Annotated in this window: 15 protein-coding genes; 1 reads left to right on the forward strand and 14 read right to left on the reverse strand. The window is 61.6% G+C overall.

All coding sequences use genetic code 11. The features are described 5' to 3' along the window. Positions 1-146 precede the first annotated feature (146 nt). Together plsY and ACYU7Q_RS16790 are read right to left on the reverse strand one after the other, a co-directional pair. Positions 147-791 carry a glycerol-3-phosphate acyltransferase gene (gene plsY / locus ACYU7Q_RS16785; RefSeq protein WP_460610597.1) on the reverse strand — a complete coding sequence of 215 codons (645 nt, stop codon included), beginning with the start codon at positions 789-791 and terminating at the stop codon, positions 147-149. A 51-nt stretch (positions 792-842) separates the two neighbouring features. After that, positions 843-6449, reverse strand: a complete 5607-nt coding sequence (locus ACYU7Q_RS16790; RefSeq protein WP_460610598.1) for a hypothetical protein — start codon at positions 6447-6449, stop codon at positions 843-845. A 287-nt stretch (positions 6450-6736) separates the two neighbouring features. Between ACYU7Q_RS16790 and ACYU7Q_RS16795 the strand changes: the two genes are divergently transcribed. Next, positions 6737-7768: an oxidoreductase gene (locus ACYU7Q_RS16795; protein WP_460610599.1), complete on the forward strand. Its 1032-nt coding sequence runs from the start codon at positions 6737-6739 to the stop codon at positions 7766-7768. A gap of 75 nt (positions 7769-7843) precedes the next feature. On the opposite strand, the gene ACYU7Q_RS16800 is transcribed toward ACYU7Q_RS16795, so the two are convergent. The 12 genes from ACYU7Q_RS16800 to ACYU7Q_RS16855 all read right to left on the reverse strand — a co-directional run bounded on the left by ACYU7Q_RS16800 (position 7844) and on the right by ACYU7Q_RS16855 (position 25980). Then, complete coding sequence (locus ACYU7Q_RS16800) at positions 7844-9859, reverse strand: alpha/beta hydrolase family protein (protein ID WP_460610600.1); 2016 nt, start codon at positions 9857-9859, stop codon at positions 7844-7846. A gap of 3 nt (positions 9860-9862) precedes the next feature. After that, positions 9863-10873 carry a class 1 fructose-bisphosphatase gene (gene fbp / locus ACYU7Q_RS16805; protein ID WP_460610601.1) on the reverse strand — a complete coding sequence of 337 codons (1011 nt, stop codon included), beginning with the start codon at positions 10871-10873 and terminating at the stop codon, positions 9863-9865. A 102-nt stretch (positions 10874-10975) separates the two neighbouring features. Then, positions 10976-11362: a nuclear transport factor 2 family protein gene (locus ACYU7Q_RS16810; RefSeq protein ID WP_460610602.1), complete on the reverse strand. Its 387-nt coding sequence runs from the start codon at positions 11360-11362 to the stop codon at positions 10976-10978. A 162-nt stretch (positions 11363-11524) separates the two neighbouring features. Next, the gene (locus ACYU7Q_RS16815; protein ID WP_460610603.1) at positions 11525-12889 is read right to left on the reverse strand and encodes an MFS transporter; all 1365 of its coding nucleotides are present in this window, start codon (positions 12887-12889) and stop codon (positions 11525-11527) included. A 70-nt stretch (positions 12890-12959) separates the two neighbouring features. Continuing rightward, on the reverse strand, positions 12960-13616 hold the full coding sequence (locus ACYU7Q_RS16820; protein ID WP_460610604.1) for a beta/alpha barrel domain-containing protein: 657 nt from the start codon (positions 13614-13616) through the stop codon (positions 12960-12962). A gap of 12 nt (positions 13617-13628) precedes the next feature. After that, positions 13629-14639: a PfkB family carbohydrate kinase gene (locus ACYU7Q_RS16825; protein WP_460610605.1), complete on the reverse strand. Its 1011-nt coding sequence runs from the start codon at positions 14637-14639 to the stop codon at positions 13629-13631. A 146-nt stretch (positions 14640-14785) separates the two neighbouring features. Further along, positions 14786-16219: a glucuronate isomerase gene (gene uxaC / locus ACYU7Q_RS16830; RefSeq protein WP_460610606.1), complete on the reverse strand. Its 1434-nt coding sequence runs from the start codon at positions 16217-16219 to the stop codon at positions 14786-14788. Between the two features lie 148 nt (positions 16220-16367). Further along, positions 16368-18020, reverse strand: a complete 1653-nt coding sequence (locus ACYU7Q_RS16835) for a UxaA family hydrolase (protein WP_460610607.1) — start codon at positions 18018-18020, stop codon at positions 16368-16370. A gap of 140 nt (positions 18021-18160) precedes the next feature. Further along, positions 18161-19696 carry a tagaturonate reductase gene (locus ACYU7Q_RS16840; RefSeq protein WP_460610608.1) on the reverse strand — a complete coding sequence of 512 codons (1536 nt, stop codon included), beginning with the start codon at positions 19694-19696 and terminating at the stop codon, positions 18161-18163. Positions 19697-19751: 55 nt separating this feature from the next. Continuing rightward, positions 19752-20864, reverse strand: coding sequence for a pectate lyase (pelA, locus tag ACYU7Q_RS16845; protein ID WP_460610609.1), 1113 nt, complete (start codon positions 20862-20864; stop codon positions 19752-19754). A 73-nt stretch (positions 20865-20937) separates the two neighbouring features. Next, on the reverse strand, positions 20938-22740 hold the full coding sequence (locus ACYU7Q_RS16850; protein ID WP_460610610.1) for a RagB/SusD family nutrient uptake outer membrane protein: 1803 nt from the start codon (positions 22738-22740) through the stop codon (positions 20938-20940). A gap of 18 nt (positions 22741-22758) precedes the next feature. Continuing rightward, on the reverse strand, positions 22759-25980 hold the full coding sequence (locus ACYU7Q_RS16855; RefSeq protein WP_460610611.1) for a SusC/RagA family TonB-linked outer membrane protein: 3222 nt from the start codon (positions 25978-25980) through the stop codon (positions 22759-22761). Positions 25981-25995: the final 15 nt, after the last annotated feature.

Below are 25995 nucleotides of genomic sequence, written 5' to 3' on the forward strand. Positions count from 1 at the left end.
GGCTTTCCGTTTGTGAATACCGGTTGCCAGGGGCTGATGGGGCGTTAATTCCAATATCAGGCCGACCATCATGAACCTGACCGCAGCAGTGGCATAAGAAACTCCTAGGAATAGGAAGTTTTAAATAGGCATTGGTAGCATCAATTCTACTTCGCCCACGGCAGCGGCACGCGGCTCTCGGTGCCGCTCCTGAGCCGGCCGATGTTAGCCCGGTGGGTGTAGATGAGCAGGGCCGCCAATAAGAACCCCACGTACACCAGAAACGGCTGCGCTGGCCGGAACTGGGGCAGCAGTTGCAGCAACGCGAAGCTGACGCCCGCCGTCATGCTGGCCAGGCTCACGTAGCGGAACAGCAGCAGCATCACAATAAACACCAGCATACACACGCCCACCGTGGCTGGGGCCACGCCCAGCATCATGCCTAGGATGGTGGCCACGCCCTTGCCGCCCCGGAACTGCGCAAACACCGGGTATATGTGCCCCACCACGGCCAGCGCACCGCAGGCCAGTCGGTAGTACAGCTCGTGCTCGGGCGCGATGGCACCCTGCGCCACCAGCCACTGTGGCAGAAAATAAGCCGCCACGAAGCCCTTGAGGGCATCAATGAGCAACACGAAAGACCCAGCCTTGGGGCCGAGCACGCGGAAGGTATTGGTGGCGCCCGCATTGCCCGAGCCGTGCTCGCGGATATCGGCCAGATTAAAGAAGCGCCGCCCCACCCACAGCGCTGTGGGAATGGAACCGAGCAGATAGGCGGCCAGGAGCGCCAGGGCAATGTAGAGGAAGTTCATGGACATAAAAGTAGCGTGGACTCTGCGAGTCCACGCTACTTCGAAAAGGCCCTAGCTGTCGCCGAAGGGGTCGTCCTCTTTTTTCTTTTTCTGCTTCTCTTCCTCCTTCTTCTTTTTCTCCTCCTCTTTTTTCGCTTTCTCCTCTTCCTTTTTCAGCTTTTCAGCTTCCTTGGCTTGGCGGTCGGCTTCTTTTTTAGCGTCGGCGGGGTTAGGAGTTGCATCGGCGGCCGGGGTGGCGGGCGGAGTAGTTGCGGCCGGGGCAGCACCAGCCGCCGGGGTGGTGGTGGCAGCAGGTGTAGTAGCGGCGGGCGTTGTGGCAGAAGGTGCGGCCGCAGCCGGAGCATCGGCCGTTTTCTCTTTGGCTTTTTCCTTTTTCGCGGGGGCAGCCACCGGCTCCTCCATCACGCCATCGCCGAAGGGGTCATTGTCCTTGGCTTTTTTCTTCTTCTTGGAAACCGGCTCAGCGGCAGCCTCGGCGGGGGCACTGCCGGGGTTAGCATTGGCATCAGCCTCGCCGAAAGCATCGTCGTTCTTGCCCTTTTTCTTCTTCTTCTTGTCGTCTACGGTATCAAACTTCTCGGCAGGCGGCGGAGCCGATGGGCGCGCGGCCAGCTTGCCGCTCTTGCCCAGGAAATCGCGCTGGAAGTGCGAGCGGAAGGCATCCACATCGGAGTAATCGCCCAGGAAGGCGCCGTAGCTGGTGGCCGTCTGGTAGTCGCCTTTGGCCTTGCCGCCCACTTCGGAATCGAAGGTTTCGTTCTGCGACTTGGCCAGCAGCAGGTTGTTGGCGTAGCGCAGGTAATACCAGCTCTGGGGCTCGGGCTCCAGGTAAATCTCGACGAGGTCGGTGCCGTTTTCGCGGCGGATTTCAATCAGGCCGTCAATCAGCGCATTCAGCGGCTGCTTGCCCACGCCGGCGATGCCAATCTGGCCCACCGAGTACCAGGCGCGCTTTTTCTCGTTCCAGCGCAGGTTCACCTTGCTCAGCAGCAGCGTGTGCATGAATTTGGGCGAGAGCTTCATGAGCGGGTCGGCGGTGCCTTTGCGCATGGTGTAGGCTTCTACGCCTTTGTCGCCGATGAACTGACCGATTTTGTAGAGCTCGTTGGTGGAGCCGTCCTGGGCCTCGGGCGAGTTTTTGGTGATTTTGGCAATCTCCGCGCCCATCGCATCAATGGCTTTTTGCGGCATGTTGATGTCGATGCCCAGCAGCGCGTCGATGGTGTAGCGGGAGCTGTCGGGGTTGGCCGTGCCCACGCCGCTGCCCATCATCTTGTAGTCCTTGCTGGAATTGATGAAGGACATCGGCCCGCGGAAGCTGAGCGTGTTGGTGGAGTCGGCGTAGGTGAGCGACGCACCCTCGTAGGCGTTTACGTCGGTGGGGTCGTTGCGCGAGATGCTGTACTGGCCCTTGCGGTCGTCGTAGCGCAGCTTGCCATCCACTTTAAAGATGGGCACGTCGGTGGTATTGGGCACCGTGGAGGCGTAGAGCGGGTACACTTTGTTGCTCTGGTCCGACATGAACAGGCCGGTCACGAGCGGGCTACCGTCCTCAGCCTTGATGTCTTTCAGGTTGAGGCTAAAGTTTTTCGGGTCAATGGAATCCTTCACCGGAATCCACTCGGCCGAAGCCCGGTCCTTGCCGAACTGCAGCTGCACCTGCCCATCAAACACGAAGCCGCGCCGCTGCGAGTTCAACTGCACCGCGCCCCGGTAGCCGATGCGTGGCGTGAGCTTGAACTTGGCGTTGGCCTCCACGTTGGCGCTGGCCACGGTAGCCGGGCCGGCAGGCGCGTCGGCGTTGTCGTCGGCTTTTTTGCGGCCCAGCAGGCCCTTGCTGCCTTTGCCGGTGCTGGCCAGCACGGCATTGGGGTCAGGCTCGAAGTTGGTGAAGCGCAGGGCCACCGAATCGCGGGCCGTTTTGAAGCTGTAGAGCGCATTGCCGGTGAAAGCCACTTTCGACAATACTTCGATGCTGCCCTTGTAAAGCTTGTGGAACTTAGCCAGCGAATCGAGCTCAATGCCCGCGTTTTTGAAACGCTGCAGGCGGCCGTTGGCCAGAATGTTCACTTTGCCCGAATCGGGGATTACCCAAGCATCGGCGGCGGCAATGTGGGGCACGCCGCCCACTTTCATCTGGTACTTGGCCAAGTCGTATACCCCGGAGGAAGCCTTGAATTTCAGGCCCTGCTGCTCGGGGTTGGTGGAGTAGAACGACGACTTGGTGGAGTCGGCGCCGGGCGCCACGCGCAACTGCACCAGCTTCTTCTTGAAGTCCCAGTGCCCGCCGCTGAGCGTGGTTTTGAATTTCGAGTAGGGCAGGTCGATACTAGCCTTGCTGCCTTCTTCGCGCTTGAAATCGGCAAAGCCGCGCTTCAGGTCGTAGTCGAAGGCCACGTCGTTGGCTGTGAGGGCCGGCTTGTTGGTTTCGCCCGATTTGACGCTGAGGGTGGCTTTTTTGCCCGAGTAGCTGTCCGATTTAAACGTGAACTCCGGTGACTTAATGAACGACTGTGGACCATCCAGACGGCCGTTGCCGCCGGCATTGTGCGGCGTGAGCAGGGCTGTGCCCTTGAAACTGTAGCCGCCGGCAGTGGGCGTTTTGCTCTTGGGGTCGGCCGCAGCCGAGTACAGCCGTATGGCCTCGCCCGAGCGTGGCGTGGTGAGGTACATCGAGTCCTGACGCACGTTCCAGTTCATGAGGTAGCCGGGCGGCAGGCTCATTTTCGGAATGTCGACGCCCTCGGCCTTCTTGGCAGCAATGGCCCCGGTCTTGCCCACGGTCACCACCGAGTCGCGGTAAAGTACGAACTGGTCGGAGGTAAACGTGCCGGTCTGGTACGTGATGGTGCCGTTGGCCTGCAGGCCCTTGCCGTCCATCTTCACCTTGTTAAACACGCGGCCCCGGCCCTTGTAGAGCGGGAAACCGTCTTTCGGCACGTCGTACACGAAGCCCAGTGAGCCGTCTTCCTGCACGGTGAGCTTGGTTTTGATGTCGGGGATAATACCGCCGCTGCGGAACGTGCCATCGAACCCCGATGCCGACTTGCCGATGCCGTTGAGCGAATCGAGCTTGAACGGCGGGATGTCGAACACCAGCGTCGAGTCGTAGGCCCCGCCCAGTACGTCCTGCTTGCCGAAGTACACGTTGGCCCCACTCTTGGAGTCAAAGGATGGGTACTGGCCCTTCTTTTTGCGGCCCGATTTGTTTTTGGGGTCGTTCAGGTAAAGGCGGCCGGTGGAGAATTTGCCCTTGTTGGTGAGGGCAAAGTCGGCGTGCTTACCGGTGGGCTTGCCCTTCGCATTCTTGGCCTCGCTTCGAATGACGATGGAGTCAATCTTGGCCATATCGACGTAAAAACCGTCGTAATCAAACTTAAAATCGCGCCCCTTGAAGCGCATGGCCGAGGCTACTACCGCGCCACCGAAATTGATGTTCCGGTTCTTGCCGATGCGGATAATGGCGCTGTCCGGCTTCACGTATACCGTGGCCGAGTCGTCGGAAAAGTTGAAGCGCTCCACGCCGCGCACCAGCAGCTCGTTGGTGTTCAGGTTGAGCGTGGCATTGCGGCCCGAGCCCGACAGCGACTTGATAGCGATGTGGTCGTAGTCCTTTTTGTCGCGGGCCGAGGCCACGTAGTGCGCGCCCTTGGGCAGGATGGTCACGTCGCCGGTCTGGGAATTCCAGGCCACGTAGCCGTCGCGGGCCAGGCCGGCCATGTCGGAGCGCATGTTGGGCACCGAGGTTTTCAGGTTGTCGGCCAGCTCGCTTACGTTGATGGTTTTTACGTCGCCGTGGGCCTGGCTATAGCCCACCAGCATCTGCAGCGGGTGCAGCCGGTTGATGCTTTTGAGCTGCTGGTAGCGGTTGTTGGTGAAAAACTCCTTGCTCTCGAAATCGGCCGAGCTCTGGTTTTTCGACGACAGCACCGCGAAGTCGATGGTGGGCTGGCGCAGGTTCCAGGTCAGGGCCTCCGTGCGGATGTCCATCTGGTGGTAGGAGTCGCTGTAGGGCGTGTTTTTGTACAGGCCTTCCTCGCGCGAAAGCTTGAGCTGCTGCTTGCCTTTCAGGTACTTGAGCTGCGCGCCGGGATGCGTGAGTGAGTCTTTGGCCCCTTCGTAAATGGTGACAGCGGCCCGGCTGGCCGTAATCACCGAGTCGCCGAGCACGTAGGCCCGCGAGGCCGCCTTGAACTTGGGCTTGCCGTCGAGGCTCACCGTGAGATTGGCCAGCGAGCCGTCGAGGGCTGCGCTGAGCACCTTGCCACCGGCCATTGAAATACCGCCTCGGTACTGAATATTCTCGCCCAGGTTTTTGATGCGGGCATCGTTGGTGAGCGAGATAAAGCGCGGGTAGCCGGTATCGGGCGCGCCGGGCTTACGCCGCACGCTCTTGTAGCTGAGGGCGCCTTTCACGGGCGCTTCCAGCACGGCGGGGTAAGTCAGGGTCACGGGCTGGGCCGTGAACTCGGGCTTGGTCATGTCGAAGTCGAAGCCCGCCAGCTCGGCCGTCACCAGGTTGGTTTTGATGGACCACACAAACTGCCCACCCGTGGCAATAAAGCGGTTGGAATTGGGCACGGCGGTGCCGCTCACCTTTTTTATAAACACCGAGTCGCCGCCGGTAGCCATAAACAGGTCGGCATCCTTCACCACGATTACCGCGCCCCGGGCGGGCGGCGGCGCATAGGCATCGTACACCGCCGAAGGCGTGAACGACGGGGCCGGCGCATCAAAATCAGAGGAAGCGGGCGTGGTTGCGGCAGCAGCGGGCTTGGCGGCGGCCGTGGCCGGAGTGGCTTTGGTGGCGGGCTTGGCCGCAGCGGTGGCTTTCTTGGCGGGCGCTTTTTTTACGGGCGCGCCCCAGCCGTCGTCATCGCCCCAGCCCCCGCCCGAAGGCGACGACCACATATCGGCCGTGTCCCAGCCGCTGCTCGATTTTTTCTTGGGCGCAGGCTTAGCGGCGGCTTTCGCAACGGGCTTGGCCGCCGCCGGCTTTTTGGCGGCCGGCTTGGGCGCGGCGGGCAGCGGCTCTTCCTTGGGAGTGGGCGTAGGCGCGCCAAATTCCAGGTTCGACTCGGGCGCCGCGATGGGCGAGTAAGCGAACGAAACGGTGCCGCCCACGGCGCGCAGCGTGTTGTAGCCCGAGCGGTAGAGGTAGCCGCCGGTGAGGAAGCGGTTGGTGCTGACGAGGAATTTCTCGGTTTCCTGCGGGGCTTCCTTATCCAGGGTCTGGTTCAGCACGTCGAGGTACTGGTCCATCTGCTGGTCGTTGAGCTTGGCCAGGTTTTTCCCGTTCACGATGCTGGCAAACAGCATCTCGAAGTGCGGCCGGGGTTTGAATTTCTTGGCCAGCATGGTTTGCGACAGCGCCACGATGCGGGCCTGCTGCGAGCTGGTGAGGCTGTTGGAGGCCCACAATTCTTTCAGACGGGCGGCCGTCACGCGGGCCGCCGCGTTGTTGGTGCTGGCCATCATGCCCTGCACGTCGTTGATGTACTGCGCGGGGTCGGTCGAAAGCTTGCCGGCCTGGTAGCGCGGCGCAGCCGCCGGAACCGCGCCGGCGGGCGCGGCCGGTTTGGTTTGCGCCAGCGCCGGCGCGGCAGCACCCAGCCAAAGCCCCAGCCACGCGGTAAAAACACCAATTGCTTGCTTCATAAAGTCAGTTAGTTCAATAACAATGCCCCGGTGGACCGGCTTTGGGCTACGGCGGGCCGCCCAGCCACACGCTGCAACTCAACGGGTAGTTTTTCAACGCAAACGCCTGGCCCGAAGGATAGTGCCCGGCGTAGCACATAAAAACCCGGTACAAGTTAGGCACAATCAAAAAAGCAATTTGCCAACGGCCGGGCTTAACGTGCTTTGCCTATTGATTATCACGTTTTTTCCCGTCAGTGTCCTCTTCCTTTTCTTCGCGCTAGCCCATCGGGTTTTACATTTGACGCATGACTTCCGCCTCCCCTATTCGCACCGCTTTGCTGGCCTACGGCATGTCGGGCAAGCTTTTTCAGGCCCCGTTTCTGGCGGCCCACCCCGGCTTCGAGCTCTACGGCGTGGCCGAGCGCACCGAGCAGCGCATGCACCACGACTATCCCGGCATTCGCAGCTACCCCAGCGTAGCCGAGGTGCTGGCCGACCCTACCATCGAGCTGGTGGTAGTAAACACGCCCAGCAACACCCACTTCGACCTGGCCAGCCAGGCCCTGCGCGCGGGCAAGCACGTCTTATTGGAGAAGCCCGTGGCCACGTCCGTCGCCCAGCTCCGGGAATTGCAGGAGCTGGCAAAGCAGCAAGACCGTCACCTGCTGGCCTACCAGAACCGCCGCTGGGACAGCGACTTCCAGGCCGTGCGCCGGGTGGTGGAAAGCGGCCAGTTGGGCCAGCTCTTCGAAGTACACATTCGCTACGACCGGTACAAGCCGGCGCTGCATTTCAAGAAATTCAAGGAGGAACCCGGCCCCGGCGCGGGCCTGCTCTACGACCTCGGCCCGCACATCATCGACCAGGCCATAAGCCTGTTTGGGAAGCCCCTCAGTGCGCAAAAAACCCTGGGCAGCTACCGCCCTGGCACGCAGGTCGACGACTTTTTCTCGCTGCACCTGCGCTACCCGGCCGGCCTGAATGTGTGGGTCAGCTCGGGCCTGCTCATCGCCGACCCGGTGCCGGCCTACGTGCTGCACGGCACCCAGGGCAGCTACCAGAAAGGCCGCACCGATGGCCAGGAAGCCCAATTACTGCAAGGCATCTCGCCCCTGGCCCCCGAATACGGCCATGAAAAGCCCGGTCAGGAAGGCCGCCTCACTCTGGCCGCGCCGGACGGCACCCTCACCACCACGCCCGACCCAGCCGTGCCCGGCGACTACATGGGGCTATTTGAGGCCGTGTTCCAGGCCATTCGAAATAAGGTCCCCTACCCTATCCGCAACGAGCAGCTGCTGTGGCAGAACGAGCTATTGGAACAGCCTGCTATGCCGTAAAGACGCATAATTGCGTCTCGTCGATGAACGGTAATGGCGCGGATGCTACGGACGACGAGACGCAATTATGCGTCTCTACTGGTTTTTCCCCACTACTAACCTGTCCCCCAGCGCACGCTGCAAATCCGGCAAATCGTAGTGCCGCAGCAGGCCCGGCAGCACTTCCGAATACACGTTTTTACTCGCCGGCTGTGTCAGCAACTGCTGGTATGAGGGCGGCATTTTATCTACCGTCAAACGCGTGATGGCGGGCCCTAGCACAGCGGCATGCAGCGCCGGCACCACGGCCCGGCCGCTGGCGCGCAGCTCCACGGGCGCGCCGGCCACGGGGTCAGTGTTGCGCACGAACATTTGCAGCATGTCGATATCGGCCAGGCGCTGGATGGGCAGCGGGCGGCCTTCGTGCAAGGCCAGCATGGCGTTGCGGTACTCGCGGTTGTAATACTTGGGGTCGATGGCAGCGGTGGGGTCGGCGGTTTCGCCCAGGCCGCGCAGGTCGGCCAACACCATGGCCGTGCCTTGTTGAAGGTAAGCCTGCACCTGGGCCGCACTGCTGTCGAGCACGGCCGCCTTGCCGCCATCGGCCAGCCAGATGAGGACTTTGGTAGGCCGCGCTACGCCGCCGGGCAGGGCCAGCAGCAACGGCAGCGGGGGCTCGCCCGGCCGGCGCAGCACGAACTTTTGCAAAGTCAAGCCTGCGCGGCGTAGGGTATCCAGCGGCCGGATTTCTACCCGCGGGGGCTGACTGTCATTGGCGATTGCCGGGGCGTAACTGCGCTGCTCCTGCCTTACTGCGGCCAGTATTTCGGTGGGCGCAGTCGGGCGGTGGGCGGCTAGTCGTTGGGCTTCGGTCAGATGTTGCGTATTCAGTGGGGCCTCATCCCGAAAGGCGGTATTGACCTGGCCAGTGGCCGTGCATTGCAGCTCTTTGGTGGTTGAAACAGGTAAGTTCCCCTCCCGGACCGGCGCGGCATCGCCGTAAAACCAGCGCCGGAACCACGCCACCGCCACCTCCCGCTTGGGCTGCGAAATGCCATGGCCGTCGTCATACGTGAATAAATCGAGCTGCTCCGGCTTGCCCAAAGCCTGATAGATACGATGGGTTTCGGCCGTAGCCGCTTCGATTTGGGTGTAGTCCACAAAATCGTAGCGGCCGGCCAGCACCAGCAGCGGCTTGGGGGCGAACATAATGGGCCAGTCGGCGATGTCGAGGCGGACGCGACCGGCGCCGGGCAGTTGCACGCAGCCGTCGGCGGGACCGGTTAGCTCCAGGTTTTTCTCGCCGCTGGCCACGTAGCTGCACAGCGCGGCCACTTTCATGCGTGGCTCCAGGGCCATGAAATAGGCGGTTTGGGTAGCACCGCCCGAGTTGCCGAGGCATCCCAGCCGGGCAGTATCCACCTCTGGGCGCGTGAGCAAATAATCGAGGCTACGGGCGTTGTCCCAGAACTGTTCACCGGGCGTGGTCTGGCCCAGCAGGGCGGCATCGGCATTCATAAGCGTGTGCTCAGTGGTGCCGCCCCGGGTGAGCGCCTTGCCGGCCGCATCGGTCAGCTGCATGCGCTCGCCCTGCGAGATGGGGTCAATGACCAGCACCACAAACCCATGCTGCGCGAGCAGAATAGCCGTCTTCTGGTACGAAACCGTGGCTTTCGATTCCTGCTCGTGCCCGCAAAACAGCAGCACGCCGGGCTTCTTCCCCTTGCCGGCCGGCACGTACAAATTGGCCGTGACGTGGTGGTGCGGCGTGCTTTCGTAGATGATTTTCTCAATCTGAAAGCCCGGCCGCTGCAGCTTGCCCGTCACCTGGGCCCGCAGTGGCGTGCGCGCCGGCAGCGGCCCCAGCACCCGCCGGAAACGCGCCCGCACGCTGTCGCGGTACTGCATTGCGCCGGCCGCCGATTGCGCGGCGTGGTCCAGCTCGGCCGCGCGGGGCGCGTACTGCGTGTGCAACTGCTGGTACAAGTAGGTGCTGAGAGTGGTCGGGGCTTTCCAGTCGAGCACGTTGGGGCCGGGTTGCTGGGCCTGCGCCGAATGCACAGCCAACACCGTCAGCCAGATGAGCAGCCCGATTTTCGCCCGCGCCGCCATGGCTCAGGAGGCAGCTACGGCCTGTAGTTCCTTCACCAAATCGGCGGAGCCCACGAAAAGCGGGGCGCGCTGGTGCAGGTCGGCGGTGGGTGGCACATCAAGCACGACATCGGCCCCGGTCACGGCCAGGCCGCCGGCCTGCTCGATGAGGAAGGCCAGCGGGTAGCATTCGTAGAGCAGGCGCAGCTTGCCGCCGGGCTTGTCCACGGTGGGCGGGTAGAGGTAAATGCCGCCCGTGAAGAGGTTGCGGTGATAATCGGCCACCAGCGAGCCCACGTAGCGGGCCGTGAGGCGGCGCTCCTTGCAGGTGGTGAGGTAAGTCCGCACAAACTCGGGGTAGTCGAACCAGTTGCCCTCGTTGCAGCTGAACACCGGTCCGTGCTGCGGAATCTTGATATCGGGGTGCGAGAGGAAGAATTCACCCAACGAATTTTCGTAGGTGAATCCCGTCACGCCGTGCCCTGTGGTGTACACCAGCATGGTGCTGGAGCCATACAGAATGTAGCCCGCCGCTACCTGCGCCCGTCCGCCCTGCAAGAAGTCCTCCTTACGGGCCGGCCCGCCGATGCGCGACACCCGGCGGTAAATGCCGAAAATGGTGCCGATGCTCACGTTCACGTCGATGTTGGACGAGCCGTCGAGCGGGTCGATGGCCACCACGTATTTGCCGTTGTCGTTGCCAGTCGAGATGATTTCCTCGTTTTCCTCCGAGAGCACCGCGCAGGCCTCGCCGCCGTTGGTCAGGGCGCGGATGAAGCGGATGTTGGCTTCCACGTCGAGCTTTTGCTGAGCCTCGCCCTGCACGTTCTGCCCACCCATGGCCCCGGTGATGCGCGAAAGACCAGCGCGGTTTACCTCGCGGTTCACGATTTTACCGGCCAGGGCAATGTCGCGCAGCAACTGGCTTAGCTCGCCCGTGGCGTACGGAAACTCAGCCTGCTTACGCATAATGTAGCGCTCCAGAGTGGTGCCAACGGGCGTGGCAAGGGCGTTTTCGGTAGTGGTCTGGGACATGGGGTGGGGCATGTGGCACGGACTCACAGAGTCCGCGTGTGGAAGGTTTGAAAGGAATAATGCTCGGGCGATGCGCGGACTCACAGAGTCCACGCTACAGCTCTAAGAGGCTTGCTTCTGGGCTTGCCAGAGCACTACCTGCCAGCCTTTTTTCTTGTCTTTGATTTGGACCACCACGTACTTGATGCGGGCCACACTGGTGCTGCCATCGGGCTTGGGCGGCGAGGTGATGCGGATGGTGCCGTTCACGACGGCCGTTTTGTCGCCGTTGTAGGCGCGCACGTTCAGGGCGTCTATTTCAATTTTGCCGTACTGGCTTTTGCCGTCTTTGATGCTCTGGATGTACTCGGCTTTGGTGTTTTCGTGGCCGTCGCCGTGGGTGTACACCAAGTCATCGCCCAGCACTTTTTCGAGCACGGCGTAGTCTTTCTTCACCTGAGCTTCAAAGCGCTGACGTTCGAGGGCTTCAATCTCCTTGACAATAGCCATATTTTGGGTCTTAGATACCTGAGAAAAGGCAAAGAGAGGCAAGGCCAGCAAAAAAGCCAGCAGCAACGACCTGGTTTTCATACAAGAAGAAATTGAGAATACTCGAACGGCGCGGCCTTCGCAGCCAATAGCAGGAAAGGTCGCGTCGTTTCGGAAGCGTGGTTATTCGTCGTCGAGCTTGATGGGCTCCATGCGCGGCACCAGCGTGAACATCAGCACCCAAGCCAGCAAATAAGCCGCGCCGCAGATGAAGAACATGATGTAGTACGCCTTGTCAATCTGGCCGATGCTTTCGAAGTGCACGAACATGCGCTTCTGCACCAGTGCCGTGAGGGCAATGCCGCCCAAACCGCCCGCCATGCCGCCAATACCCGTTACCGAGCCCACCGCCCGCTTCGGGAACATGTCCGACACGGTGGTGAAAATATTGGCGCTCCAAGCCTGGTGCGCCGCCGCCGCCACGCCGATAACCAGTACCGCCAGCCACATATTCATGCCGCCCAGCCACTGCGCAAATACAATGGGGAACACGCAGCAGGCAATGAGCAACATAGACGTTTTGCGAGCCTGAAAAGCCGGCATGCCGCGCTTGATGAAACCCAGCGGCAGGTAGCCGCCGCCCACGCTCCCGATGCTCGACAGGATGTACACTGCCGCTACCGGCAGGGCAATGGCCGTCCCCTTGAGGTGGTACTGCTTGCCCAGAAAGTCGGGCAACCAGAACAGGTAGAACCACCAGATGGGGTCGGTCAGGAACTTGCCCATCACGAAGGCCCAGGTTTGGCGGAAGCCCAGCAAGGTGGCCCAGGAAGCTTTGGGCTTTTCTTCCGTTACGCCTTCGGCCGGCAGGCCCACGGGAATGTCGGCATTGATGTAGTCGAACTCTGCCTTACTCAGGCGGGCGTGTTTGGCGGGCGTCTCATAATAAATCATCCACAGCACCAGCCAGATAAAGCCCAGCGCACCCGTGATGATGAAGGCCCACTTCCAGCCAATGGTTTCGGCGATGAGCGGCACGGTGAGCGGCGCCACAATGGCCCCCACGTTGGAACCCGAGTTGAAGATGCCCGTGGCCAGGGCCCGCTCCCGTTGCGGAAACCACTCGGCCGTGGTTTTGATGGCGGCCGGGAAGTTGCCGGCCTCCGTGATGCCCAGAAAGCCGCGCGCAATGCCGAAGCCGAATGTGCTGCTCACCAGCGCGTGCCCCATGGCCGCGATGCTCCACAGGGCCGTGGAGAGGGCGTAGCCCAGCTTCGTGCCCAGCTTGTCGATGATGCGGCCCGCGCCCACCATGCCCACCGCGTAGGCCAGCTTGAAGGCAATTTCGATGTTGGCGTAGTCGCCCGCGTTCCAGTGGAACTCGGCCTCCAGATAAGGTTTCAGCAGCGAAATAACTGCCCGGTCGAGGTAGTTAATGGTCGTAGCAAAAAATACCAGGCCGCAGATGGTCCAGCGGAATTTGCCCATGACGGCGTTGGCCGTAGCCAGCGGGGAATCAGGCGGGGCCTGAGCGGAAGATGTCATCATCGAGTTCGGGAATTTGAAACCAGGCACTACTCGGAATCAACCAATGGCGCGCATTGCGCACCATCGGGCACTATTTTTTCAGGGTTCTGACCACCTGCATCAGCTGGCCAATGCTGGCAGCCAGCGCGTCGGTATCGTCGGCATTTTTGAAGAGTTGCGAGCCCATGCCCACGGCGTTCACGCCCGCGCCAAACCAGGCCGAAAGGCTGGCCTCGGTGGGCTCCACACCGCCGGTCACCATGAGCTTGGTGTGGGGCATGGGGCCGCGCAGGGCCTTCACGTAGTCGGGGCCGACGAGATTGCCGGGGAAGATTTTCACCACGGCCGCGCCCAGTTCGCTGGCGTTGTAAATCTCGGTAGGCGTCATAGCGCCGGGCAGCCACGGAATGTCGTGGACACGGCACACCTCAGCCACCTCGGCGGTAGCCAAAGGCTGCACCACAAACTCGGCTCCGGCGGCAATGAACTGCTCGGCCTCGGCAGCTTTATAAATCGTGCCGATGCCCAGAATCATGTCCGGGCACTGCTGGGCCACGAAATCCTGCAGCTCGGTGAACACGGCCAGGGCGCGTTCGCCCCGATTCACGAACTCGAACACACGAATGCCGCCCGTGTAGCAGGCCTGCAGAATGCGCTGCGTATAAGCCGTGTCAGCGTGGTAAAACACCGGCACCACCGGGTAGAGGAGCAGCGCGGCAAGAGTTTCGGCAGGAGTATGGCGGGGCATGGTTGGTTGAATTTAGCGCAGTAGGCGGCCGCTGGTGTTGCCCTTCATGATTTCTTCCACTTCGGCGACGGTCACTAAGTTAACATCGCCGTGAATGGTATGCTTAAGGGCCGAAGCCGCCACGCCGAAGGTGAGGGCTTGCTGCGGATTGTTGTAAGCCAGCGAGCCGTAGATGAAGCCAGCCATGAAGGCATCGCCGCCGCCAATGCGGTCCACGATGGGGTTGATGTCGTAGGTGACGGTTTCCAGGAACTGCTGGCCGTCGTAGAAAATGCCTTTCAGGCCGTTGTGCGAGGCGCTGTGGGTTTTGCGGCGCGTGGTCACCACCTGCTTGATTTGCGGGAACCGCGCCATCACCTGCCGGGCTACGGACACGAATTTGTTGTCGGTACCGGGCTCGGGCACGATGTCGAACAGGTCCTCGGCGTCGTTCTCGGAGCATACCACGATATCGCAGCCCGCCACCAATTCCGACATCACGCTCTGGGCCGTTTGGCCGTACTGCCACAGGTTGCGGCGGTAGTTCACGTCGGCCGATACGGTGATGCCCAGACGGCGCGCGGCGGCAATGGCCTGGCGCGTGGCCTCGGCCGTGGCGGCCGAAATGGCGGGCGTGATGCCCGTCCAGTGCAGCCAGCCGGCATCTTTCAGGATTTCATCCCAGTTGAATTTGGCCGGGTCGAGGTGGGCGAAGGCCGAGTTGGCGCGGTCGTACACCACTTTGCTGGGGCGCATCCCCGCTCCTACTTCCAGGAAATACAGGCCGAGGCGGTCGCCTTCGTACACGGTGGCGTCCATGTTCACGCCCAGGGCGCGGAACTGCTGGGCGGCGGCGTGTCCAAAATCGTTAGCGGGGAAGCAGGTGACGTGGGCGGCAGGCACGCCCAGCCCGGCCAGCGAAGCGCCCACGTTGGCGTCGCCGCCGCCGTAGGTAATTTCGAGGTGCTGGGTTTGCGCGAACCGGTAATTCAGCGGCGGCGACAGCCGCATCATTATTTCGCCGAACGTGACAACTTGCTTCATTCTGGGGGTAATTGGGGACTTAAGAACTTGGTTGAACGTCATGCAGAGCGCAGCGAAGCATCTTTACTGCTCAACTAATCCTAATATTCGGCGAAGCGGTAAAGATGCTTCGCTGCGCTCTGCCTGACGTTCTTTTAACTCAGTAGCTACACAACTACGGCAGCGGCTTCCACCACTTTGCCAAAGCCGAAATACTCCTTGGCGTTGCCATAGCAGATGTTTTGCACGGTGCGGCCCAGCAATTCCATATCGGCCGGCAGCTCGCCGTTTTCCACGTCGTTGCCGAGCAGGTTGCAGAGCACGCGGCGGAAATACTCGTGGCGCGGATACGAAAGGAAGCTGCGCGAATCCGTGAGCATGCCCACGAAGCGCGGCAGCAGGCCCATGTTGCTCAGGGCGTTGAGCTGCTTCTCCATGCCGTCCTTCTGGTCGAGGAACCACCAGCCGGAGCCGAACTGCATCTTGCCGGCCACCGAGCCGTCGTTGAAGTTGCCAATCATCGTCGCAATCAGGTCGTTGTCGGCCGGGTTGAGGTTGTAGATGATGGTTTTCGCCAGCTTGTCCTGGCCGTCGAGGCGGTCGAGGAAAGTGGAGAGGGCGCGGCCCTGCGGGAAGTCGCCGATGCTGTCCCAGCCCGTATCGGGGCCGAGTTCGCGGAGCATGCGCGAGTTGTTGTTGCGCAGCGCGCCGATGTGGTACTGCTGCGTCCAGCCTTTTTCCCAGTCCATCTCGGCCAGCAAAACCAGCATGGCCGCCTTGAACTGATGGTTCTCGGCGAGCGTCAGCTCGCTCCCACCCCGGATTTTTAGGAAGATAGCGGCGGCTTCGTCAGCGGTGTATTCGGCAGCGTAGATGTGCTCCAGGCCGTGGTCCGACAAGCGGCAGCCCACGGTGGCGAAAAAATCGTGGCGGCGGCGCAGGGCCGTTTCCAGGTCGGCAAAGGTGTTAATTTCGACTTCGGCCGCGGCGGCCAGTTTGTCGAGGTAAGCGTTGTAGCTGCGGGCATCGTCTACGGCCATCGCCTTATCGGCGCGGAAGGTGGGCAGCACGTTCACGCCGAAACCGGCGGAGGCAATGGTCTGGTGGTGCTCCAGCGAATCGGCCGGGTCGTCGGTGGTGCAGAGGGTTTCGACCTGCATCTTTTTGAGCAGGTTTTGCACCGAATATTCGGGGGTCTGGAGCTTGGCGCTGCACTCGTCGTAGATGCGGCGGGCACTGTCCTTGTTCAGCAATTCGGTGATGCCGAAATAGCGCTGCAACTCCAGGTGCGTCCAGTGGTAGAGCGGGTTACGCAGCGTGTAGGGCACGGTTTCGGCCCATTTCTCAAACTTTTCCCAGTCCGAAGCATCGCCGGTGATGTAGCGCTCGGGCACGCCGTTGGCCCGCATGGCGCGCCACTTGTAGTGGTCGCCGTAGAGCCAGATTTGGGTGATGTTCTCGAACTGCTTGTCCTCGGCAATCTGGTCGGGCAGCAGGTGGTTGTGGTAGTCGATGATGGGCATCTGCTTCGCATACTCGTGGTAGAGCGTGCTGGCCGTGGCGGTCTGGAGCAGGAAATCGTCGTTGAGAAAAGGCTTCATAATCAATCAGGAAGGCAGAACCAAGGTTCCGATAAATTCGAATGATTTCAGGAGTCGAAGGTAGCCCGGGCCGGGGCGCGTTGCCCTCATGGACTGTCCTGATTCCGGTATTTATTAGCGAAAACGGTTGCGTAAATAGTTGGTGAGGCTACAGTGACACGCCGCGTTTCCACGGAATAAAATCGGTCTGGTCGTGGCGCACAGCGGCTACTTCCTCCCCGCTGGCCACGCGAATGACGTAGTCGAGAATGCGCTCGCCGGCCTGCTCAATGGTTTCCTCGCCGTCAATCACGGTGCCCGTGTTCAGGTCGATGATGTCGGGCATGCGCTTGGCCAGGGCCGTGTTGCTGGCGATTTTTACCACCGGCGCAATGGGGTTGCCGGTAGGCGTGCCCAGGCCGGTGGTGAAGAGGACGATATTCGCCCCCGACCCTACTTCGGCTGTGGTCGATTCCACGTCGTTGCCGGGCGTGCAGAGCAGGTTCAAACCCGGCTTGGTCACCAATTCGGGATAGTCGAGCACGGCTACTACAGGCGAGGAACCGCCCTTGCGGGCCGCGCCAGCCGATTTCATGGCATCGGTAATCAAGCCGTCGCGGATGTTGCCGGGCGAAGGATTCATATCGAAACCCGAGCCCACGGCCACCGCCGAGTCGCCGTAAGCCTTCATCAGGCTGCTGAAACGTTCGGCGGTTTCCTGGTTCACGCTGCGGTCCACCAATTCCTGCTCCACGCCGCACAGCTCCGGGAATTCGGCCAGGATAACCGAGCCGCCCAGGGCCACCAGCATGTCGGAAACGTGGCCCAGGGCCGGGTTGGCCGAGATGCCGGAGAAGCCGTCGGAGCCGCCGCATTCCAGGCCGATGTTCAAAGCCTTTAATGGCGCAGGCTCGCGGCGGGCCTGGTTGGCAATCATCAAACCAGCAAACGTCTGGCGCAGGGCGGTGCTGATGAGGGTTTCCTCGGTGCCAAGCTTCTGCTGGTCGAGGATGTAGAGCGGCTTGCTGAAGTTGGGGTCACGCTTCGCAATTTCATCTTGCAGCATGCTGGCCTGCGCGTTCTGGCAGCCGAGGCTGAGCACGGTGGCACCGGCCACGTTGGGGTGCGTGATGTAGCCAGCCAGCAGGCCGCACAGCGTCTGGGCATCCTGGCGGATGCCGCCGCAGCCGCCCTCGTGCGAGAGGAAGCGGATGCCGTCCACGTTCGGAAACGGGCGCGCATTGCGGGCCGCGTCTTCACTGGCTTCGAGGTCGGCGCTGAGGATTTCCTCCACCGTTTTGCCGGCCTGCATCAGTTCCACCAGCTTGCGGGTTTCGGGCTGGTAGCTTTTGCGGCGGCCGTAGCCGAGGTCGGTAATCAGGGCATCCTGCAACACTTGGATGTTGCGGTTTTCGCAGAACACCAGCGGAATAACCAGCCAGTAGTTGGCGGTGCCCACGCGGCCATCGGCGCGGTGGTAGCCCTGGAAGGTGCGGTCCTGCCAAGCGGTTACGTCGGGCGCGGTCCAGGCGGCGCGCTGGTGGGCGTGCTCGTCGTAGCTGTTGGTGGCGTGCTGAATATTGGCGGTGGTGAGGCGGCCGCCGGGGCGGATGGCCTCGCGGGCGGTGCCGACGAGCACGCCGTACATGGTCACGGGCTGGCCGGCCGTCAGGCCCAGGGGTGCCAGCTTGTGCTTGGCCGGAATGGCTTCGGCGGTGGTCACAAAGCCGTTTTCCCACGGCACTTCGGTGCCGATGGGCAGGTCGACGAGGGCGACCAGCACGTTATCGGCGGGGTGAATGCGGGCAACTTGGTGTTTCATATCAGCGGGTAATTATCGGAAAAATCGGGGGGCCAAGCGCAGCCGCAGCATCTCTGCCGCTTCGTTGCAGCGAAGGAGTTAATCTCAGGGCAGAGATGCTTTGGCTCACTCACTCAGCATCACGTTTTTCTTTGACTCAATCAGGAATTAACAACCGCAGCTTTCTTGGTAAAAAACCCGGCCAGCGTGGCCGGCACGCCTTCTTCTAACAGCTGCGTCAGGTAATAGCTTACTTTATCGGCAAAGCCCGGCAGGCGGGTAAGGTCGTGGCCCCAGAGGGCGGTATTGCTCAAAGCAGCAGCGGTCAGCTCTGCGGGCGAGGACTTGGCCCACAGCTCGGCGAAGTAGCCGGCGCGGTCGTCCTGAATGGTGTAGGGCTGGCCGTTGGCTTCGCCCTGGCCAGTGCTGGCCCCCGTGGGGGTGTTGCGCATAAACAGCAGGTAGGCCGCGAAGCCCAGCGCCATGTAGTGCGGCACGGCATTGTGCGTCTGGTAGTAGTGCAGCAGCGTGGGCACGTTGCGCATCTGCATTTTGGCGGTGCCCTGCATGGCGATGGCCAGCCAGCGGTGCTCCAGGTAGGGGTTGCGGAAACGGTCGAGGACCTGCATGCCGAAGCGCTGGCCCACTTTTTCATCCACCGAAACGGGAATGCCGGGCAGCAAATCGGCCAGCATCAGGTTGTGGATGAAGCGCGCCAGGTCTTCGTTTTCCAACGACTCGCGCACCGTGGTGCAGCCGGCCAGGTGGGCCAGTGCGTAGCTGAGCGTGTGCGTGCCATTGAGCAGGCGCAGCTTCAGCTCGCGGAACAGCGTGATGTCGGGCCGAATGACCACGCCGGCCGCGGCCGTGTGGAACGACAGCACCTCGCGCACCCGCTCGCCGCCTTCGATGGCCCAGAGCGAATAGGCTTCGGCCATGGTCAGCAGGTCGTCTTGGTAGCCCAGTTCAGCCTGCATGGCTTCGTAGGCGGCGGGCTCGGGGCGGCCGGGCACGATGCGGTCGACCAGCGTATTGCAGAAATCGTTGGCCACTTCGAGCCAGTCAATGAAGGCGCTGCCGAGGTCGTTGCGGTGGGCCAGCTCCAGCACAATGGCTTCGAGTTTACGGCCGTTGTCGGGTATTAGCTCGGTGGGTACGATAACCAGGCCACGGTTCACATCACCTTCGAAAGCTTTGAAACGAGCATACAGCACGGCCAGCAGCTTGCCGGGGAAAGACGTAGGCGGCGTGAGGTGAATGTCCTCGTTCACCAGCTGAATGCCGACTTCGGTAGTGTTCGAAATCACCACTTGCAGGTCGGGGCTGGCGGCAAATTTCAGTACTTCGGCCCACTGGCTTTTGGCCGAGAGCACGCGGCTGATGCTGGCGCACACCACATTTTCTTCTACCGGGTGGCCGTCGTCCACGCCGCGCACGCACACGGTGTAGAGGTTGTTCTGGCGCTCGAAGGCCGTGGCGTCGCCGCCGTCGGTGCTTTTCACCACCACAATGCGGCCGTTGAAGACGCCTTTGCGGTTGGCCTCGTCAATCATGAAATCGGGCAGGCCGCGCAGCAGCACGCCGGTGCCAAATTGCAGCACCTTTTCGGGCAGGGCAAACAACGCCGGAGTGGGCCAGGACACGGCAGCCGAAGTATGAGGAGTGGCCAGGGCCAGTTGTTGGGTGAGCGTGTCCATATCGATGGGGCTGGAAATAGGGTTGGTTGCTGAACGAAGCTAGAATTCGGGGCGGCTAGCGCCCTCCCGTACTCACCCGCTTCTGCCAGGCCGGATAGTCTTTTTTTAATAATTTTTCGGGCCAAACCCCGGCGTACAGGTAGCCGGCGCGGCGCTCGTTTTCAATCTCGGTGAGCTGGTAATGCACTTGGCTGTCGCGTCCCACGTAGATGGGCCGGTCGGTATCAAGCTCATAGAAGCGTGCCCACAGCACCGCGCCCGGCGTGGGCACGATGACGCGGTCAAGCACTTTTTTGGAAGATGGCAGCGTGACTTCCTGCACGGCGTAGCCCTCTATTTTCACTTTCTCGAACCACGCCACGGCGCTATCAATGGCCTTGCGCACGTCGGCCGAGGGTTTTTCAATGCCCATCAGAAACCGGACAATGTCCACCGATTCATCCCCGCTCAGCGAGGCCAGCTCGAAGGCGCGGGCCTTGGCCGGCTGCAGGGTTTTCTCGTCGTACTGGGCACACCAGGCCGTAAGCTGGCCCTTGCGTACATACTGCGTTTTCAGAATGCAACTGATGCCGCGCTCCTCGGCCTTGGCAGCCTGGGGCACCAGCTTGGCATCGAGGCCGGTGAAGGGGGCTTGCTGGCGGGCTACTTTGCGCAGCACCTCCAACACCCGCACCATGGCGTTGTCGTTGTAGGTAATCTGGTGGCGGTAGTTGCTGAAATCGGGGTAATACTGCGGGAAGCCGCCGTTGGCGTACTGCATTTTCAGCAGGTAGCGGATGCCGTTTTCAGCGGCCTGGCGGTAGGCGGGGTTGTTGGTTTTCTGGTACGCTTCGGCCAGGTAGCTAATTTCGCGGGTTGTGGCGTTGTTGTCGATGGTGGCGTCGTTGCGGTTTTTATCGCGCAGCGTGGCGGCCCGTTCATCGGCACTCAACGGGTAGCGGTAGTCCACCTTGTGGGTGCCTACGGCCTTGGGCCAGCCGCCCACGGCCCGCTGGAATACCAGCATCTTTTCGGCGATGGTATCCTGCACGACGGCTTGCAACGGCGCTGCCTGGGCGGCCCGGAAATGCTCCGAACCGCCCGTGGCTACCGCTTCCTGTTGGGTCGGCGTAGTTCCAAGTCCCACCTTGCCCAGCCCCGCCAGCAGGAGCAGTATTTGCAGCGTCATCATGCGTTGGAATGTGAAGGCAGGGCCTTCGTTGAGTTTAGTTGCGGCTTTTGCCTCAGGTTGGGGCCGCTGGTTAGTTGTAGCCCGGGTTCTGCGTCAGGTTCGGGTCGTTGTCGCGGGCAATCTGCGGAATGGGCAGCAGCTGCTTCGTAGGCGTGTAGCCGGCGGCCCAGTTGGTGGTCACGAAAGCCGCCGTGATGCTGGCCCGCCAGTCGATAACCGACGCACCAACCGGGGCGGCGCTCGAGCTGGGCGAAGGCCGGTAGAACGACCGCACCCAGCGCAGGCCCGTGGTGGAGCCCGGCGTGACGGTGTAGTACATTTTCAGGGGCACGTAGGCGAAGCGGCTGGCCGCCGTCTGGTCGGCCATGGACAGCACATCGGCCCGAGTCTGCGTGATTTTAGCGGTCAGCAAATTCCAACGCACCAGGTCGAACTTGCGGATGCCTTCGCCCCCAAATTCCAACAGCCGCTCATTCACAATGGCATCAAAGAAAACCTGCTTCGACGTGGCTGGTACCGTGGGGATATTGGCGTTGTTGTAGCCGCGGCGGCGCACTTCCATCAGGGCATTCACGGCCGACGTGGTGGGGCCGTTCAGTTCGTTTTCGGCTTCGGCGTACATCAGCAGCACGTCGGCGAAGCGCATCAGCACCCAATCGAAGCTCAAAGATTGGAGCGTGACGCTGGACAGGGCCGGCGAGCGCCAGTCGCGCCGGTATTTGCCATCGGTGGTGGCCGAAAGCTTGGCCGCGCTCTGCGTGTCGGTAGCGTCGATGACGTAGGGCGTGATGGTTACATCGCGGCGGGTATCCGTCGAGTCGAAGGCGTAGAAGTAGGTGGGCACGATGGTGATGGCCCCGCTCGACTGCCCGTAGGTGGGCGAAGCCGTCAGGCGCGGGCCATTGTAGTAACCCAGCTTGGTATCGGCGGCACTGGCGCCACCGGCACCCACGGCAAACATGATTTCGCGGTTGACGTCGGCGGCGTTCACCGCAGCCCCGTCCACGTTGGCGAGGCTGCGGAAGGCGGCGTCGAACTTGGGGTTGAGGTTGTGCTGGGTGCGGTTGTTCATCAGGTCCAGGCACTCAGCCCGCGCAATGCGGTAGTAGTCGAGGTAGTCGGCAGCGCGGCGCTCCTGGCCGTTCATGCCCATCGACCAGCCGCCCCGGAACAGCGCAGCCTTGGCCCGCAGGCCCTTCACCGCGCCTTTGGTGATGCGCTCGTTGTTCGGCGTGATTTCGGTACGCCAGGGCACCAGGTTTTCGGCCACGGCCAAGTCTTTGATGATGTGCGTGTACACCGAGTCCCGGTCGGTACGATAGAGTTTAAAATCTTGACCGGTAACCGAAGCCGTGCGGGGCTCGGGCACGTCGCCCCAGTTGCGCACCAGCTCAAAATAATACTGCGCGCGCAGCGTCAGTGCTTCACCGTAGAGACGCTTCAACGAGGCCTGCTCGGTGGCGGTGCCGCCGGTGTACTGCTTCATCTGGGGGATGAACTTGAGGCAGATATTGGCCCGCTCAATGCCTTGGTACAGGTTCACCCAGGGAGTGTACACTTCCTGGTTGGAAGGAATAGCCGAATAGCGGGTGATGCCGCGCCGGGTGGCATCGGATGCGCCAATGGCGCCCACCATTTCGTCGGTGTCATAGGGGTAGTAGCAGCTCAGGCGGTTGCCGTAGCCAGCATCGCCGGCCAGCATGCTATAGGCCCCCAGCACGGCACTGGTAGCCCCATCTACGGTGCTGAAGGTTTCGGCCGACGTGTTGTAGGCCGTGGGCGTCACTTCGAGATAGTCCTTGCACGAAATCAGGCTGACTCCGCTGGCGAGCAGCACGGCAGCGGTCAGCGGCCGGATAATTGCGTTTTTCATCAGATAATGCGGTGGGAATTAGAAGGAGATATTGACGCCGAGTAGGTAGGCTTTGCTGCGCGGGTAGCCGGCGTAGTCCACGCCGGGCGTCAGGGCGGTACCGCGACGGGTGTTCACCTCGGGGTCGAAGCCCGTATACTTGGTCCAGGTGTAGATATTATTGAGGGTGCCGTAGATGCGGAACTGGCTCATCTTAGCGCGCTGAATAATCGACTTGGGCAGCGAGTAGCCCACCGTAATGTTGCTCAGGCGCAGGAACGAACCATCTTCCACGGCCCACGAGTGCGGGATGAGCTGGCGCGGCGCAGCCCAGATGTTGGCATCCTTGTTCAGCGCATCCAGCGTGGCCACATCGGTGATGGCCTGACCCGTGTTCAGGTCGATGGTGCGGTAGCGGTTTTTCATCAGCTCCAAGCCGTTGGCGAACTGCCCGTTGGTGAGGTAGGTGGTGTACTCGATTTTGTTGTCGTTCCAGATTTTGTTGCCGTAGCTCCAGTTCATGAAGATGCTGGCATCAAAACCTTTGTAGGAAAACTGCTGGTTGATACCACCCGTGTTCAGGGGGTTGGCATTGCCGATAACCTGACGGTCGGCGTCGTTCACCGAGCCGCTGCCGTCCACGTCCTTCAGCTTCAGCTGGCCCGGCGATACGGCCGTGCCGATGATGGTGGCATCCGACGCCACGCCGTCCTTCAGAATCCAGGTTTTGGTGGCGGCGTCGTAGCTTTTGAAGTCGGCGGTGGTGTAGAAGCCATCGGTCACGTAGCCGTACATCAGGCCCACGGGCTGGCCCACCAGCAGGGCGTAGTCGGCCGGGATGGCCGTGCTGGCCCAGCCGGAGTATTGCAACGGGAACACCGCGCCGCCCAGGCTTTCCACCCGGTTGCGGTTGAAGGCGATGTTGGCGTTGGCCGTCCAGGAAAAATCGGGGGTGCGAATCACCGTGCCCGACACTTGCAGTTCGATGCCGCGGTTGGACGTAGCGCCCACGTTGGCCAGCTGCCGGGTGTAGCCCGAAGTAGATGGAATGGCCAGCGGCAGCAGCAGGTCGGTGGTCTTGTTATAGTACGCGTCGGCGGTCAGCTGCAGGCGGTTGTCAAACAGGCTCACGTCCAGGCCCAGGTTGCTCGAAGCCGTGGTTTCCCACTTCAGGTCGGGGTTGGCCAGGGCCACGGCCGAGGTAGCATTAGTTACCACGTGGTTCAGGGCGTACTGTGCACCTGAGCCGAAGTAAGTGTCGTACTGGAAGTCGTCGATGCGGTTGTTGCCCGACAGGCCGTAGCTGCCGCGCAGCTTCAGGTCCGTGATTTTGGTGAACTGCTTCATAAACTCCTCGCTCGAAATGCGCCAAGCCACCGAGGCGGCCGGGAAGTAGCCCCACTGCCGGCCCGGAGCAAACTTGGAAGAGCCGTCGGCTCGGAACGTAGCCGTCAGCAGGTATTTGTCGCCGTAGGAGTAGTTCAGGCGGCCAAAGCCGGAGAGCAAGCGCGAGTCGACGGGCCGGCCGGTGGTGGGAGCCGGCTGCAGGGCCGTGGCCGAGGGCAGCACGCCTTGGTTGATGTTGTTGAGTGCCTTCTCGGCCGTGATGGCGTCGGGCAGGAAGTTGGTCTGAATGGTGAGCGACTGCGTGTTCTGGATGTAGAGCTCGTGGCCAATCACACCGTCGATTTTGTGCTCACCCTTCTTGAAGGTGTAAGTCAGCACGTTCGAGTTGTTGAACGTGATGGGCTGCGCCGTGGCAATGGCTGCCGAGGGCTTGCCGGCCAGCGCACCGCGCACGTTGGGCGACTGCAGGCCGTAGAAGGTTTCGACGCGGTTGTTGTTGTTGTCGAAGCCCACCGTAGAACGGAAGGTCAGGTTTTTGGTGAAGCTGTAGCTGCCGTAGCCGCTGATGTTGAACAACCGGCGACGGTCGCGCTTGTACTCGTTATCAATGGCAATTAGCGGGTTGATGAGCTGCGTATTGGTGAAGAACGTTTCGTCCACCACTTCATCGCCGGGGGCAATGCCGTTGGCCAGCACCGCATCGATGGGCAGGTACTGAATGGCGCTGCGCAAACGCGAGGTAGTAGTAGAGCCCACGCTGGACGTCCCGTTGCCGCTGATAACTTGGTCGTTGAAACGCGTATTGAAGCCAAAGCGGAAATTATCGGTGGCTTTGGTGTCGAAGCGGAAGCTCACCAGGTTACGCACGTAGGCCGAGCCTACCTGAATGCCGTTTTCCTGGTTGTTGGTCAGGCTCAGGTTGTAAGTTGTACCCTTGTTGCCGCCCGATACCGATACGTTGTGGGTCTGGTAGAGCGCGTTGCGGCCAAACACCCGGTCCTGCCAGTCGATGAACGGCGCGTTTTTATATTGCGTCAGCGTATCGCTGTTGTAGCGCGAGCTGCCATAGCGCGACTTAAACGAGCTCAGGCCCGCACTGCCCGCCTGCGCGGCGCGCTCGAAGGAGTACTCCAGATAGTCGGCTGGCTTGAGCACGTCCAGCGTCCGCGTGATTTGGCGGATGCCCATGAAGCCGTTGTAAGCGGCCGTGGTTTTGCCTTCGCGGCCGTTTTTGGTGGTGATGATAACCACGCCGTTGGCGCCGCGGGCACCGTAGATGGCCGTCGAAGAGGCATCTTTCAGCACATCAATCGACTGAATATCCTGAGGCGAAAGCACCGACAGCGCGTTTTCTACCTGCACCCCGTCCACTACGTACAGCGGCGAGTTATCCTGCGTCACCGAGCCACCGCCCCGCACGCGGATGCGAATGTCGGCCCCAGGGGCACCTTCCGAAGCCGTTACTTGCACACCAGCCAAGCGGCCAGCCAGGGCCTCGGCGGCCGAGTTTACCGGCACGTCCTTGATTTGCTGGGCATTCACTGACGACACCGAGCCGGTAACATCTTTGCGGTCAACGGCCTGAAAGCCGATAACAACGACATCGTCCAGCTGCTTGCTGTCCGCCGCCAGCGTCACGTTGATGGTAGATTGGTCGCCCACGGTTACCTGCTTCGATACGTAGCCGACGTAGCTAAACCGCAGCTTGGCGCTGCCTTTGGGCAGGGTGATGGAATAATCACCGTTAACGCCCGTTGATGCTCCGTTGGTGGTGCCTTCTACCAGCACGGTCACGCCCGGCAGGGTTTCACCGTCGGCCGACTTCACAACGCCCTGAACCTGGCGGCTTTGCGCCGTCGCCAGCCCGATGCTCCCCAAGAGCAACAGCCAGAGCAGGAGAAGATGTTTTTTCATTACACTAAATAAATT

This window comes from Hymenobacter terrigena (assembly GCF_054776515.1).